General features: G+C 48.3%; 15 protein-coding genes. 8 read left to right on the top strand and 7 right to left on the bottom strand.

Annotated elements, in window-relative coordinates:
- Positions 1-115 precede the first annotated feature (115 nt).
- Positions 116-703 (top strand): DUF3833 domain-containing protein, encoded by a 588-nt coding sequence (locus M2404_RS01745; RefSeq protein WP_259237888.1) that lies wholly within the window; start codon positions 116-118, stop codon positions 701-703.
- A 27-nt stretch (positions 704-730) separates the two neighbouring features.
- Here M2404_RS01745 and M2404_RS01740 read toward each other — a convergent pair whose 3' ends face one another.
- From M2404_RS01740 to M2404_RS01730, 3 genes are read right to left on the bottom strand one after another with little or no spacing between them, the layout of a single operon-like run.
- The gene (locus M2404_RS01740) at positions 731-1324 is read right to left on the bottom strand and encodes a DUF4136 domain-containing protein (RefSeq protein ID WP_259237885.1); all 594 of its coding nucleotides are present in this window, start codon (positions 1322-1324) and stop codon (positions 731-733) included.
- A gap of 16 nt (positions 1325-1340) precedes the next feature.
- Positions 1341-2867: a response regulator gene (locus M2404_RS01735; RefSeq protein ID WP_259237883.1), complete on the bottom strand. Its 1527-nt coding sequence runs from the start codon at positions 2865-2867 to the stop codon at positions 1341-1343.
- Between the two features lie 37 nt (positions 2868-2904).
- A complete protein-coding gene (locus M2404_RS01730; protein WP_231732036.1) occupies positions 2905-3294 on the bottom strand; it encodes a DUF2721 domain-containing protein in 390 nt (129 codons plus the stop codon).
- A gap of 151 nt (positions 3295-3445) precedes the next feature.
- On the opposite strand from M2404_RS01730, the gene M2404_RS01725 reads away from it, so the two are divergent.
- From M2404_RS01725 to M2404_RS01715, 3 genes are read left to right on the top strand one after another with little or no spacing between them, the layout of a single operon-like run.
- Positions 3446-4789, top strand: a complete 1344-nt coding sequence (locus tag M2404_RS01725; protein WP_259237878.1) for a coiled-coil domain-containing protein — start codon at positions 3446-3448, stop codon at positions 4787-4789.
- 2 nt (positions 4790-4791) lie between these two features.
- Entirely contained in the window at positions 4792-5142 is a 351-nt protein-coding gene (locus M2404_RS01720; protein ID WP_259237877.1) for a putative signal transducing protein, read from the top strand.
- Positions 5126-5740, top strand: coding sequence for a YjaG family protein (locus M2404_RS01715; protein ID WP_259237875.1), 615 nt, complete (start codon positions 5126-5128; stop codon positions 5738-5740). Before M2404_RS01720 ends, M2404_RS01715 begins: the two co-directional genes overlap by 17 nt.
- 15 nt (positions 5741-5755) lie before the next feature.
- Here the strand turns inward: M2404_RS01715 and rsmD are convergent, their stop codons facing one another.
- Positions 5756-6379, bottom strand: coding sequence for a 16S rRNA (guanine(966)-N(2))-methyltransferase RsmD (gene rsmD / locus M2404_RS01710; RefSeq protein ID WP_259237872.1), 624 nt, complete (start codon positions 6377-6379; stop codon positions 5756-5758).
- Between the two features lie 82 nt (positions 6380-6461).
- Here rsmD and ftsY point away from each other — a divergent pair, with 82 nt between their 5' ends.
- The 4 genes from ftsY (at position 6462) to rpoH (ending at position 10216) form a co-directional block, all read left to right on the top strand.
- Entirely contained in the window at positions 6462-7571 is a 1110-nt protein-coding gene (gene ftsY / locus M2404_RS01705; protein ID WP_259237870.1) for a signal recognition particle-docking protein FtsY, read from the top strand.
- A 2-nt stretch (positions 7572-7573) separates the two neighbouring features.
- Positions 7574-8260 (top strand): cell division ATP-binding protein FtsE, encoded by a 687-nt coding sequence (ftsE, locus tag M2404_RS01700; protein ID WP_259237868.1) that lies wholly within the window; start codon positions 7574-7576, stop codon positions 8258-8260.
- Positions 8257-9240: a permease-like cell division protein FtsX gene (gene ftsX / locus M2404_RS01695; RefSeq protein ID WP_259237867.1), complete on the top strand. Its 984-nt coding sequence runs from the start codon at positions 8257-8259 to the stop codon at positions 9238-9240. The genes ftsE and ftsX overlap by 4 nt, the downstream gene beginning before the upstream one ends.
- Positions 9241-9364: 124 nt before the next feature.
- Positions 9365-10216: an RNA polymerase sigma factor RpoH gene (rpoH, locus tag M2404_RS01690; RefSeq protein WP_068233039.1), complete on the top strand. Its 852-nt coding sequence runs from the start codon at positions 9365-9367 to the stop codon at positions 10214-10216.
- Between the two features lie 51 nt (positions 10217-10267).
- Here rpoH and M2404_RS01685 read toward each other — a convergent pair whose 3' ends face one another.
- Genes M2404_RS01685 through gpmM form a run of 3 tightly spaced genes read right to left on the bottom strand, consistent with a single transcriptional unit; the run spans position 10268 to position 13752 of the window.
- Positions 10268-11041 carry a divergent polysaccharide deacetylase family protein gene (locus tag M2404_RS01685; RefSeq protein ID WP_259237862.1) on the bottom strand — a complete coding sequence of 258 codons (774 nt, stop codon included), beginning with the start codon at positions 11039-11041 and terminating at the stop codon, positions 10268-10270.
- Positions 11042-11067: 26 nt separating this feature from the next.
- Positions 11068-12207 (bottom strand): murein hydrolase activator EnvC family protein, encoded by a 1140-nt coding sequence (locus tag M2404_RS01680; protein WP_259237861.1) that lies wholly within the window; start codon positions 12205-12207, stop codon positions 11068-11070.
- Entirely contained in the window at positions 12208-13752 is a 1545-nt protein-coding gene (gene gpmM, locus M2404_RS01675) for a 2,3-bisphosphoglycerate-independent phosphoglycerate mutase (protein ID WP_259237859.1), read from the bottom strand.
- Between the last annotated feature and the right edge of the window lie 18 nt (positions 13753-13770).

The following is a 13770-nucleotide window of genomic DNA, read 5'->3' as shown; positions in this document are numbered from 1 at the left end:
TTTGTTTATTAAGTCGGGCCGACTGCAAATTTAGTTGGCCGTTAGCAAAATTTTTTTATTTTTCTGAGCCGCGGGCTGCTGCACTGCGTAAATTGGCAAATTAGTGGAGGAAATTATGCGCAAATTACCATTAGCTGCTGTTGCCGGGGCCCTGATATTAGTTGGTTGTAGCCAATCGGTATCCGAGTATAGCAATGAGGTACCCGTATTAAAGCTGGATCAGTTTTTTCAGGGTGAAAGCCTGGCCTGGGGTGTACTACACAATTGGCAAGGTAAGCAGAGTGTGCGTTTTACTGCAGAGTTGTGCGGTAGTTGGCAGGGTAATAGCGGCAATTTGTATGAGCTGTTTTATTTTAGCGATGGCCGTACAGAGCAGCGCCACTGGCAGTTGCAGCAAAACGCTGATGGCAGTGTTAGCGGTACTGCCGGTGATGTTATCGGCAGTGCTGCCGGGCAGCTGGCTGGCAATGCTTTGTACTGGGAATATACGCTGCGTGTTCCGTATGATGGCGACACGCTGGATGTGAAGGTAAAAGACTGGCTCTATCTGGTAGACGGGCAGAATCTGATCAACCGCAGCACACTGCATAAGTTTGGTGTAACGGTAGGCGAGCTGACGTTAGCCATTCAGCAACAAAATAAAAACGCCGACTGTGCGGCGTTACAACAAAAAATTAAGCAGCTTATACCTGACGCCGCTTAATCTGTTTATTCTGGCATCAAGCCGCAGTTAAGGCTGCGGCTTGGCTGCTTTGGTAGGGTACTGCTGGAAAATCAAACCTACTACTTCTGAAATTGCCTGTTTAGGCTGTTCCAGATCGGATTTTTTCAACGTGCCTTCGGAAATACCTTCCCAAATCAGCTGCTTTTTCTCAGCATCAATAACGTCAATATTTACAGTACCGTACTTGTAACGAATGGTATCTACGTCATTGGTGTATAGTGGGAAACCGGCATAATAGCCACGACGGTAATTGTAGTAGCCGTAGTTAAAGGTTGCTGATGGCATAGAGCGCACATCAGTGCGGGTTTCAACATTAGAATTAAAGTTTACCAGCAAATCAGCGTTGGTTTCGCTGTACTGATAACCCAAAGCGGTCATTTGGGCGCTGATAGCATCTTTAAAATGCTGGGTTACCAAAGTGGCGTAGCCAGCTTTGTCGGTTGCGGGCTCTGGCATAAAAGCAAAGGTTTTGTAGTCAGAGAAGTTGGTGTTGGCCGCAGCGTCAGAGCGCACTTTAGGTCCGGTAGCACAACCGGTAATAACCAACGCTGCCAGTGCGGCACAGGTGATAACCATCTGTTTAATATTTTTGCGTAGCATACACTTCTTCCTATGCTTAATCTGGGTACGCATCGCGTATTGCGAGGAAGGCATCCAGATTGTTTAACAATATATCCGCCAATACCGGGTCAAAGTGTTGACCACGTTCATGGCGGATAAGTTCGATAATTTCGGGCAATGGCCAGGCTTTTTTGTAGCACCGGTCGCTGCCTAACGCGTCAAAAACATCTGCCAGAGCAGTTATGCGCCCGGCAATATGAATGTTGTGGCCACTTAGTCCTTGCGGGTAGCCTTTACCATTCCACTTTTCATGATGCTGATAAGCAATAATGGCACCCATCTGCAGGATCTCGTTAGTGGAATGTTGTAAAATCTGGTAACCCAGCTCAGCGTGCTGCTGCATCATAGCCCATTCACTGGCATCATGTTTAGCCGGTTTATTTAAAATATGATCCGGTACCGCAATTTTGCCCAAATCATGCAGTGGTGAGGCAAGCTTTATTATTTCGGCCTCGTACTCTGACAAACCACATTTTATTGCCAGCAGATAACTGTAATTAGCTACCCGTTTTACATGGCTGCCGGTTTCTTTCGAGCGTTTTTCTACCGCTTCGCCCAAAATATATGACAGTTCGCGCTGGCTTTCCCGCATTAGCTCGCGTAACTGGATATTTTCATATGCTATGGCGATGCTGTGCGAGAAATAGCTGAGCAAATGATGATCACTCGGCTCTAACTTACTGCCTTTGCTAACAAAGAGGAAGTTTTCGTTACCCTTGTGTGTGGAAAAATAGCTGATAAAGCAATCTTCAGCATAGTACGGCTCTTTACTTTGCTGCACCTGCCGGATTTTACCGGCAACGTCGTCTGGTAACTTATTACCGCTTACAGGGTTACTGCTGGCAATAATGTCCAGCTTTGAGCTTTGCTGCCCGGCGTTATGAATTGCGGCGCAGCAGTATATTTGCTCACGCTCAAGCCCCAGTAAATAAGCAACCTGGCCCAGAATTAATGAGGCAAACTGTTTTAAACTGCTGCATTGTAAAAAACTGGTGGTGCAGCCAATTATTTTTTCCAGCCCGGTTTTGTGGTGTTCGATAATGCATAGGTCGCGGTATGAACGCAGCCCTGCGTATAACATCGTTTTCAGTTTTATCGCGGTGACTTCAGTTTTGTTTTTGTAATCGTTAATGTCGTAATCGCGGATAACATGCTCTTCTGGCGCTTCTCCCGGCTGGCCGGTGCGTAAGATCAGCCGCATACTGCGGTTTTGCAACTGTTGACGGATGGTTTTAACTAGTTCCAGGCCGGCGTGCTGTGTTTCCATTACAACGTCAATAATAGCCAGTGCAATATCCGGCTGTTGTGAGATCATATTCAACGCTTCGCGTGCGCTGTAGGCATGCAATAGCCGCAGCGGCCGCTGCTCAAATTCAAAGTTGTTCAGCACCAAAGTAGTGATCTGATGGATGCTGGCATCGTCATCGACTACCAATACCTGCCAGGGCGCTCTGGTATTGATATCCGGTTCTTGCTCCGGATTTGCGCTTTCATCCTGAAACAGAAACTCGTTATTACTCATATTGTCATCCGGTGCTGGTTGTCATCATCGGTGTCTGTTAGCGGTTTTGCAGTGACTCCAGTTCTATATTTATGGCATCACAGGATATTTGGATCTCATATAAAGAATAGAGCAGACTAATTAATAAGCTAATCAGGCTAACAACAAACAAAAGCTGGCCTGCGGTTTGCCATAGCATAAACAGGCAGAACATGGCTGCGGTACACAGCACAAAGCTAAGTACACCAAAAGCTTGCATTACTTTTATTAACACTATTCGGCGGCGTAAGTTGTCAATCTGACGTCTGGCCATCTGGCGTACATTATCGCCTTCGCGCTGGTTTAGCTCCCGGATCAATTGAGCCAACACCAAAAAGCGGTTGGTGTAAGCCAAAAACAGCAAAGAGATGGCGGGAAACAGCAGGGCGGGGGTAGTTAAATCCATCATGTGCAGGCTCCTGTTATAAAAAATTAAACCGGGAAAATGTTAAAACTATCAATAGCGTTAGCTATCAATGATAAGTCATATTACACTAAAGTCCGGCATAGCATGTTATAGCCTTTTTATACTGGGATTCCGGCTATGGTGTGCTTAACTGTTGACGTCGTGGCGCTTGCATAATCAGGCAATGGCTACCGAAGTGAAACGAGAGCTGATAATGAATGCAGTGAAGAAAAACAATAATAAAAACGAGCAACAGATTATTGCCGAATTAACCCAGACCGCACAGCAGCAACTGGAGGCCAGTCTGGTCGATTTTTCCAGCCAGCTTCTTAATACTCAGCAGCAACAACTGGAGCAATTTGCCAGTGATATATTGGCCGATAGCCAGAAACAGTGGCAACAAAGGTTGTTTGAACAAGAGCAAGCCTACCAAAAGTTATTTAAAGACTGGCAACAGACTAAACAGCAACTTGATATGGCCGCACCGGCAGCCGATAGCGATCAGCAGGAGCTGGCTAAGTTACGCCAGCAATATAATGAGGTTACCGGTGAGCTGGAGAAAACCAGCATTCAGTTGGTGGCAATACAGCAAAACTATGCTGCACAGATTGAACAGTACGAGCAATTGCAACAGCAGATTGTACAATTGCAGCATGCCGATAACGGTAATAGCGAAGCTGAGAAACAGCTACAGCAGGCTGGGTTTCAGTTAAGCCAGCTACAGCAGCAACTGGCATCAGCTGAAGCTGATGCGGAGCAAGCCAAAGCCGCTGCTCACGAATTAAAATTGGTAGTGTTGCAAGCTAAAACTGAGCTGAAAGCAGCCCACGAGCAACAACAAAAGCACCAGCAGCAACTTGACGCATTGCAGGCTAAGTATGAGCTACAGCTGGCTGAACTGCAGCAAACTCTGAATACACAGGCCGCAGCTTTAGTGGCGGAACAGCAGCATGTAGCCGCGGTGGCGGCTGCGCAACAGGACAAACTGCAAGCCATTGCCAGGCTGCAGCAAGAAGTGCAGGATCGTAAAAGAACCCATGACTTACAGCAGCAGAAAATTCAGCAACTGCAACAACAGCTCTCTGTGCAGGCTGAGCAACAGCACCAATGGCAACACCAACTGACTGAAACAGAGCAACAACAGACAGACTTACAGCAACAACTGGCCAGAGCCACTGATGAAAGCAATGGTTTAGGTTCTGAACTTAGCCGTATACAAGCCGATTACGTTAACCTGACAGAACAGTATCAGCTCAGCCAGAGCAGGCAGCAAAAAATAGAAACTCAGCTTGAACATGCACAAAACCGCCAGTATGCGGCCGAACAAAAGCAGCAGCAGGAAGCTGACAGCAGCCGCGAGTTAATCCGCACACTTCGTAGCGAGTTACAGCAACAGCAGGAAGCACATCAACTCCAGGTGCAGGCGATGGAAGAGCGTATGATGGAATTTAAGCTGAAATTTGAATATGCCCAAAAACAACTTAACGTGACGGGCTGACAATGGAGCTGTTGCACCCCAATGATGTGCAGCAATGGCAGCGGTTATATCAGGCCGCTAACAGTTTTGAGGCGGGCCTGGTACAGGGGTTATTGCAGCAGGCTGCAGTGTTGGTAAGAGTTAGCGGTGAATACCTTGCCGGAGCAGCGGGTGAGCTGCCATTAAATGACGTAGGTATTCAGCTTTGGGTGCCACAGCAGCAATTTTCGTCTGCACAGCGTATAATTAATCAGTATTTACAACAATTAAAGCATGAACCAGCACAGTGGCAATGTAGCTGTGGTGAACTTAACTACCAGAGTTTTGATATTTGCTGGTCATGTCTTCAGGACAAAGATGAAACAAAAAGCTAATAATTTTCAGGCGATGCGTGAGCTGGGTTTTTATCAGCAAGCCGCTATTGCAACTACCTTGCTTGAACGCATGTTACCGAATTACCAGCTGTTTGCTGAGGTAACCCAAACCGGTGATGCTGAACTACCGCGTCATATTCTGACGTTGGTATGGGAGTGGTTAACGGTAAAAAAAGCCAAAATTAATTTTGAAAAACTATCTGAAGAACTGGATGCAGTAACACCGGAATTAAGTGACTTTGATATTTTTGGTGTATATCCGGCAGTAGATTGTGCCACGGCTCTGGATATGATGTTAAGCGGTATTGCCCAGCAAGATGCCGGCGAATTTATTAATGTGGCTAAAATTTCGCAGGCTACCGTAGCGCGGTTAATAGAACATGACAGTATTGACGATGATATTACTACCGAAGCCGAGCTGAAAAAAATCGTTCGCGAACACCCGTTGATGCAATACGAAATGGACTGCCTGGCGGAGCTAATTGAACTTGTGACGCCAGTTAAGCAATTTGGCCGCGAAGAGCGGCAAATGTTGCAAAACTGGGTAAAAGAGCAAGGACTGACTAACCTGGGCATGGATTTGCATAGTACAGATTAAGCTTCCGGCGCGGTTTTAACCGCGTTGATATAGCCGGTAAGCCAGCTGGCCGGCTATTTTCTCTTTTAGCAAGCGCCAGTTTGCCGGTATCTGTGCGGTTATAAGCTCTTTTTCAGTTTCCAGATATATCAGGGCATCGTCGGCTAACCATTGCTGCTGTTCCAGCGCCTCGCAACAGGGCAACGCTAAACCTTTGCGAAAAGGCGGATCGATAAACACCACATTGTATTGCTGTATTGCTTTGGCGGACAGCAGGCTTAAACAATCCTGACTTACCACCTGAGCGTTGTCGCAACTTAGTTTTTGCAGGTTTTGTTTAAGGTGCCGTGCCAGGCTGGCATCACGCTCTACCAGGGTGGCATGGGCGGCATAACGGGACAAGGCTTCTATCGCCAAACTGCCGCTACCGGCAAAGCAATCCAGCACTGCTGCTCCGCTAATGTCGTGCATCAGCCAGTTAAACAGTGTTTCTTTTACTCTGTCGGTGGTTGGCCGCAGGCCTTCAGCATCCAGCACAGCCAGTTTGCGGCCGCGCCATTTACCGCTTATAACCCGTACTTCTCCCGGTGCACCCGCTGTGGCGGCAACACGTTTTGCGCCGCTAGCCGGGCGTTTTATTGTGCTTTTTGCTTGTTTCATCTAATCCGTTTTGCCTTTAACACAAAGGTGTTAGTATAACGGCCAAGTTTACCTTAGTTTTTATCTGCATACACTTGGGCTTATGAGCAAAAAAAATAAACTGTTTTCCTGGCTTGGCTTTGGCAAAGACGATAGCCAGGCTGAAACTGCTGCGCCAGACACTACTGTATCTGATGTTGAACCGGCAGAAACTGCACCTGTTGAGGTTGTAGCTGAAACGACAGCTGAGCCGGTAGCGGCTGTCGAACCTGTTATTGAATCCACTAAAAAAACCGGTTTTTTCTCGCGGTTAAAACAGGGCTTAGCCAAAACCAGCCTGAACTTAGGCTCAGGCCTGGCGGGTTTATTCAGCGGCCGCAAAATAGATGACGAGCTGTATGAAGAGCTGGAAACCCAGTTGCTGCTGGCCGATGTAGGTGTTGATACCACGCAGAAACTGATCCGGCAGCTTGAGCAACATGCAGATCGTAAATCTCTGAAAGACTCTTCGCTGTTGTTTGAAAAATTACAGCAGGATATGGCAGCGCTGCTAAAAGATGTTGAGCAACCTTTGCTACCGGTAAATGCAGGCGGGCCTTTTGTTATTTTAATGGTAGGTGTTAACGGTGTCGGTAAAACCACCACTATCGGTAAAATGGCACAACAGTTTAAACAACAGGGTAAGTCGGTCATGCTGGCGGCAGGCGATACCTTCCGTGCTGCAGCAGTAGAACAACTGCAGGTATGGGGCGAACGCAACCAGATCCCGGTTATTGCCCAGCACACCGGTGCCGACAGTGCTTCAGTTATTTTTGATGCGTATCAGGCGGCCAAAGCACGTAAGGTGGATGTGTTAATTGCTGACACAGCCGGTCGTTTGCAAAATAAAGCTCACCTGATGGAAGAGCTGAAAAAGATTGTCCGGGTACTGCAAAAAATTGATCCGACCGCACCGCATGAAGTGATGCTGACGCTGGATGCCGGCACAGGCCAAAATGCGCTCAGTCAGGCCAAAGTATTTAATGAGGCAGTGCAGCTAACCGGCATCAGCTTAACCAAGCTGGATGGCACCGCTAAGGGCGGCGTAATTTTTGCCATTGCTGATCAATTTAAAGTGCCACTGCGTTTCATTGGCGTTGGCGAAGGTATAGACGATTTACGCGTATTTAACAGCCAGGATTTTATTCGCGCGCTATTTAACCGGGACACTTAACTATGCTGGAGTTTGATCAGGTCAGTAAAAGCTATCCGGGTGGTTTTGTTGCACTGGATCGTGTCAGTTTTAAACTGGAAAAAGGTGAGATGGCATTTCTTACCGGCCACTCCGGCGCCGGTAAAAGTACGCTGTTAAAGCTGATCAGCCTGATTGAGCGCCCCAGCGTTGGCCGGGTATTAATTAATGACGTGGATTTAAGCCGTATTCGCCGGCCGCATATTCCTTATGTGCGCCGCGATGTCGGCATTATTTTTCAAAACCACCGCCTGCTGATGAATCACACTGTATTTGACAATGTTGCACTGCCACTGGTGATAGAAGGTTTTAGCGGCAAAGATATGGTAAAGCGTGTGCATGCTGCACTGGATAAAGTGGGTTTGTTGGATAAAGTACGCTGCCTGCCACAAACGTTATCCGGTGGTGAGCAACAGCGGGTGGGTATTGCCCGGGCTGTGGTGAATAAACCACCTTTACTGCTGGCCGATGAGCCTACCGGTAACCTGGACCCTGATTTGTCCAAAGACATTATGCGGGTGTTTGAAGCTTTTAATCAGGTAGGGGTGTCGGTACTGGTTGCCACCCACGACCTTGGCCTGGTGGCGCGGATGAAGTACCGCACTCTGACATTAAAACAAGGCAAAATGATTAACGATGGCTTGCTGCAGTATCAGGAAGACCCACTATGAGTATTCTGTTCTCCGGCCGAGCCAGCAGCGGCGCTTCGGCGCATAAAATTAGTTTGGGCCGTCGCTTTATCATGTTTTGGGTTAATCATGTCCGTCAGGCACTGTTTAGCCTGGGCGAGTTATGGCGTACGCCTTCGGCTTCTATTCTTACTATCGGGGTGCTGGGCGTAAGTCTGACATTACCTGCTACCTTACATCTGCTGGTAAAAAATGTGCAGCAGGTGAGTGACAGCTTTACCCAGGCGGCTGAGATTAGCCTGTTTATTAAAGATGGTACTGACGACAGGCAAATTAACAGTTTGCTGAGAATTTTGCAGGCCGACAATGACATTGCCCGCGTCACCCATATCAGCAAGCAGCAGGCACTGGATGAATTTGCCGATGTTTCAGGTTTTGGTGCCGCACTAACTTACCTGACAGATAACCCATTACCGGATGTGTTGCTGGTATTGCCAAAAAACACCAGCGCCGGCAGTGCCCGCCAGTTGCTGGAGCGCTTGTCAAAAGAGCGTATTGTCGAGTTTGGTAAGCTGGATATCGACTGGCTTACCCGGCTTGATGCCATTGTAGGCCTGCTACGTCAGGCAGTGCTGGTCATCGCAGTTTTATTGCTGGGCGCGGTATTGCTGATCATTGGCAATACCATCCGGCTATCTATTATGAGTAAAAAAGACGAAATTGAAATCATGAAGCTGGTTGGGGCTACCGATGCCTTTATTCAGCGGCCGTTCTTATATAGTGGTGTATGGTTTGGTGTATTCGGTGGTTTGCTGGCGTTTTTGATTGTCGAAGCCATGCTGTGGTGGCTGCAAGGCGCTATTGGCAGCGTTACCTCTTTATACGATAGCGATTTCCGTCTGATGGCGTTTAGCATAACAGAGTTTTTCAGTTTAATGTTGCTGGCAGTATTACTGGGCCTGACCGGCTCTTACCTTTCAGTACGCCGCCATATCAGCGCGATTGAACCTACCGGCCCTTAATAACGTTTAATTATTACATCACAATTTTTAGAATAAGCAGATCTAAAAACTGCAGCAACTTAAATTAGCACTCTCTGTCAAAGAGTGCTAATATCGGTTCACTTAGTTAGGACAGGACATAAAAATGAGCGATACAGCAGAAATGATGTCACTACCGGTAGCAGCCAGCAGCAGCCTGGAAGCTTACACTCATGCTGTCAGTTCCATTGCCATGCTCAGCGCAGAAGAAGAGCGCAACCTGGCTGAACGTTTACACCAGAATGGTGATTTGGAAGCCGCGCGCCAGTTAATCATGTCACACCTGCGGTTTGTGGTGCATATTGCGCGCAGTTACTCTGGTTATGGTTTACCGGTAAGCGATTTAATTCAGGAAGGCAATATCGGCCTGATGAAAGCGGTAAAACGTTTTGACCCGAATGTTGGTGTGCGTTTGGTTTCTTTTGCTGTGCACTGGATTAAAGCTGAAATTCATGAGTATGTGCTGAAAAACTGGCGCATCGTCAAAATTGCGACCACTAAAGCCCAGCGCAAACTGTTCTTTAACCTGCGTAAAGCCAAAAAACACTTAGGCTGGTTTAACCAGGAAGAAGTGAAGAACGTAGCGGAGTCGCTGGGTGTGGCCGAGCATGAAGTGCGTGAGATGGAATCACGCATGAGCAACTACGATATGCCATTTGACGCGCCGGATGATGATGACGAAGCAGCTTATACTGCACCGGCGTATTATCTGCAGGATAAAGCCTCTGATCTGGCACTACGGGTAGAAGAAGATCAGTGGGATAACGCAGCAGTAGACCGTTTACAGGCTGCAATGCGTACTCTTGACGACCGTAGCCAGGATATTATCCGTGCCCGCTGGCTTGACCACAACAAGCTGACATTACAGGAACTGGCCGACAGATACAGTGTGTCTGCTGAGCGTGTACGTCAGTTAGAAAAGAATGCAATGAAAAAGCTGCAGGCTGCTATGAGCTAAGCCTGAGTATAAAAAGAACCGCCAACCGGCGGTTTTTTTATGCCTGTTACTTTACTGCGCCGCTGAAATAGCCGGTGCAGTGAAACCGGCAGCAACGATATTGTGACCTGCTGGCAATAGCGCCGAAATACTAACCAGTTCTATGCCTTGTTGGTGCAATAGCGGCAAGTTTTTACGTAAAAAGCGGTATGTTTCCGGATAAGGGTGGCCAATAGCAATGGCGCTGTGGCGCTTGCGGGCAATGGCAAGTAACTGCTCAAACTGTATTGTGATAGCGGCTTCTGTTTGTATGTTATCCAGAAACACATGCCGGCTTAAATGTGTCACACCGTAATGGCTGGCATATTTGGTTGCTGTGCTGTTTGGCGTGGTAAGGCTGTCGACAAAAAACAGCTGGCGGCGGCTTAAGTACTCCATCATCCAGGCCATTGGTTGTTCCTGCGCGGTGTAAAGGCTGCCCATATGATTATTAACACCAATGGCGTAAGGAATATCAGCTAAAGCTAACTCTAAGGTGTGCTGAACTTGCTGTTTTGACATGTCACTGGTCAGGGCTCCCGGGCCAAGTGCTTTGCCGTTGCTGGCCTCCATTGGCATATGCAACATTACCTCTTTTTGTTGCGCAAAAGCCTGCCGTGCCGCCTGGGCACCGTAAGGTGTGTGTGGCAACACGGCGTAAGTTAACGGAAAAGGTAAATCAACAAGTTTTAAATCAGATTTTTGATAACCAATATCGTCAATGATAATAGCTATTCTGGCATTGGGCTCTACGGCATAAAGCGGTACGCTAAGCAGGCTAAATAGCAGGTAAGTTAACAAACGCACGTTACTGTTATTCCTATTTTCATCTGCTAATTTCTGCCAAGCCATTGCAACGGGTTTACTGCTTCACCTTTATTACGGATCTCAAAATACAACCCGGCAACAGACTGGCCGCCGCTGCTGCCGGCCAGAGCAATGGTTTCACCGGCGCTGATACGGGTGCCTGGCTTTTTCAGCAGGTTTTGGTTATGGCCATACAGGCTCATAAAACCTGCGCCGTGGTCCAACACTATGACCCAGCCATAACCTTTAAGCCAGTCGGCATAAATGACCTGACCATCAGCTACCGCTTTAACGGCCTGACCTTCTGTACTTTGGATCAGAATGCCACGGGATGAGATACCGCCCTGACGGCTTTCGCCAAAGCGTTGTAGCAGGCTGCCTTGCACGGGCCAGTTTAGCTTGCCTTTGTCTTTGTTCAGCCCGGCCAGTTCCCGTGCCTGTTGTGCCAGCCGGCGCAGCTCTTCCAGTTTGCTTTGCAAGCTGGCTTCGTTCTGACGCAGATAATCCAGCTGCCGCCCCTGTTGTTTTAACATGGCCTGCAGCCTGCCAACAGCTTGTTGTTGTTCTGTTTTGGCGCCAAGCAGTTGTTGCTGTTGCTGTTGCAGTACAGTCAGGGTTTGCGCCAGTTGCTGCTGTTTGTCGTTTAGCTCAGACAAAACCTGCTGCAGTTGGCTTATGGTGTTATTAAGTTCAGCCAGTTGTTGTATGCGGGCACGGTTAAAGTACTGGTAGTAACTAAGTACCCGCTCCAGCTTGCCTGCATCCTGCTGGTTTAGCAACATGCGGCTATAGTCGTGCTGCCCCAGGCTGTAAGCGCTTTTTAGCTGTGATGCCAGCAATTTTTGCTGTTGCTGCAGGCCTTGCTCCAGCTCTGTTTTTTGCTTAAGTAATTGTTGCTCGCGCGTAATAAGTTGCTGGCGTTGCTGTTCGGTTTCGCGCACGCTGGCTGAGGCTTCTGCCAGTGCTTTATCAGACTGTTGCAGTGTTTTTTCTGCTTGCTCCAGCTGTTTCTGTTGCTGTTTAACTTCTTTTTCTGTTTGCTGTATTTGCTGTTTAACTTCTGCCAGCTCTTGCTCCTGCTGCTGGGCAACGCTGGTTACAGGCAGGCAAAAGCACAGCAGCCAACAAGACTGCTGTAAATAGCGTTTTACACAGTGTAGAGGCATCTATTTCGGCTGCATCAGTACTTTACCTGTCATCTCTGCAGGTACTGGCATCGACATTAAATGCAACATGGTAGGCGCAATATCACTCAGGATCCCGCCTTCAACCACGCTTGCCTGGCGGCCAACATAGATTAACGGCACCGGGCCGCTGGTGTGGGCGGTATGAGCCTGGCCAGATTCAGTGTCCAGCATCTGCTCGGCATTGCCATGGTCTGCTGTGATCAGGCATTCGCCATCCACTTCCTGCAGCGCGGCAACAACACGGCCAATGCAGGAATCAACGGCCTCAACAGCTTTTATAGCGGCAGACATAATACCGGTGTGGCCCACCATATCTCCGTTCGGGTAGTTACAGATAATAACGTCAAATTCGCCGCTATGTATCGCAGCTACCAGCTTGTCGGTTAGCTCTGTTGAGCTCATTTCCGGTTGCAGGTCGTATGTCGCTACTTTGGGTGAGTCAACCAGAATACGTTGTTCGCCGTCAAACAGCTCTTCCCGGCCTCCGCTGAAGAAAAAGGTCACATGGGCATATTTTTCAGTTTCTGAAATACGTAACTGGGTTTTGTGGTGTTTGGCCAGCCATTCGCCCAATACATTGTTCAGGCCTTCTGGCGGGTAGGCGCAAGGGGCTTTAATGTCGGCAGCATATTCTGTCAGCATAACAAAGCTGCTCAGGGCCGGGCGGTATTCGCGTTTAAAGCCATCAAAATCATCATTGATAAAGGCGCGGCTGAACTGGCGAGCACGATCAGCCCGGAAATTCATAAAAATCAGCGCATCACCATCCTGCATTTTTACCGCTGTGCCATCTTTAGTGAGTATTGCGGTGGCTTTGACAAATTCGTCATTTTCATCGCGTTGATAAGCTTGTTGTAACGCAGTAACGGCATCTGTTGCCTGAAAATCTGCTTTGCCCTGAGTAATCAGATCATAAGCCTTTTGCACCCGATCCCAGCGTTTATCGCGGTCCATGGCAAAGTAACGGCCAATAACGGAGGCTATCTGGCCATTGCCGCTGCTGGCAAAATGTGCCTGAATTTTTTCCAGCGAGGCCTGAGCACTGCGTGGCGGGGTATCGCGGCCGTCAAGAAAGGCATGTAAATAAACCGGGCCGGCACCTTGTTGCTCTGCCAGTTTAATCATGGCCAGTATATGATCTTCATGGCTGTGTACGCCACCAAGAGATAGCAGCCCCATAATATGTACTGCTTTTTTTTGCCCGGCGGCAGCTTTTACTGCGGTTGTCAGTACCGGGTTGGTAAAGAAATCTCCATCGCTGATGGCTTTGGTTATGCGGGTAAAATCCTGGTATACCACGCGGCCGGAGCCCAGATTAACATGGCCGACTTCTGAATTACCCATCTGGCCGTCAGGCAAGCCGACATCCAGCCCTGAACCTGAAATCAGAGTATGTGGGTAATCGCGCCATAACTGGTCCATTACCGGAGTGTTGGCCTGGGCAATCGCATTGTTGCTGGTCTCTTCCCGGTAGCCCCAGCCATCGAGAATTAATAATACCAAAGGTTTTTTGCGACTGGTCATGTGTGCTCCGTTGTTTAG

The organism is Rheinheimera pacifica, from assembly GCF_024809855.1.
Taxonomy (GTDB): domain Bacteria; phylum Pseudomonadota; class Gammaproteobacteria; order Enterobacterales; family Alteromonadaceae; genus Alishewanella; species Alishewanella pacifica_A.
This window is presented reverse-complemented; position numbering and strand designations above follow the sequence as displayed.

What these genes read in the sequence shown, in the direction of transcription:
- M2404_RS01730 (WP_231732036.1), bottom strand. Translation starts at nt 3,294, where the DNA reads ATGATGGATTTAACTACCCCCGCCCTGCTGTTTCCCGCCATCTCTTTG.
- gpmM (WP_259237859.1), bottom strand. Translation starts at nt 13,752, where the DNA reads ATGACCAGTCGCAAAAAACCTTTGGTATTATTAATTCTCGATGGCTGG.
- rpoH (WP_068233039.1), top strand. Translation starts at nt 9,365, where the DNA reads ATGAGCGATACAGCAGAAATGATGTCACTACCGGTAGCAGCCAGCAGC.
- M2404_RS01680 (WP_259237861.1), bottom strand. Translation starts at nt 12,207, where the DNA reads ATGCCTCTACACTGTGTAAAACGCTATTTACAGCAGTCTTGTTGGCTG.
- ftsE (WP_259237868.1), top strand. Translation starts at nt 7,574, where the DNA reads ATGCTGGAGTTTGATCAGGTCAGTAAAAGCTATCCGGGTGGTTTTGTT.
- ftsX (WP_259237867.1), top strand. Translation starts at nt 8,257, where the DNA reads ATGAGTATTCTGTTCTCCGGCCGAGCCAGCAGCGGCGCTTCGGCGCAT.
- rsmD (WP_259237872.1), bottom strand. Translation starts at nt 6,379, where the DNA reads ATGAAACAAGCAAAAAGCACAATAAAACGCCCGGCTAGCGGCGCAAAA.
- M2404_RS01745 (WP_259237888.1), top strand. Translation starts at nt 116, where the DNA reads ATGCGCAAATTACCATTAGCTGCTGTTGCCGGGGCCCTGATATTAGTT.
- M2404_RS01740 (WP_259237885.1), bottom strand. Translation starts at nt 1,324, where the DNA reads ATGCTACGCAAAAATATTAAACAGATGGTTATCACCTGTGCCGCACTG.
- M2404_RS01715 (WP_259237875.1), top strand. Translation starts at nt 5,126, where the DNA reads ATGAAACAAAAAGCTAATAATTTTCAGGCGATGCGTGAGCTGGGTTTT.
- M2404_RS01735 (WP_259237883.1), bottom strand. Translation starts at nt 2,867, where the DNA reads ATGAGTAATAACGAGTTTCTGTTTCAGGATGAAAGCGCAAATCCGGAG.
- ftsY (WP_259237870.1), top strand. Translation starts at nt 6,462, where the DNA reads ATGAGCAAAAAAAATAAACTGTTTTCCTGGCTTGGCTTTGGCAAAGAC.
- M2404_RS01720 (WP_259237877.1), top strand. Translation starts at nt 4,792, where the DNA reads ATGGAGCTGTTGCACCCCAATGATGTGCAGCAATGGCAGCGGTTATAT.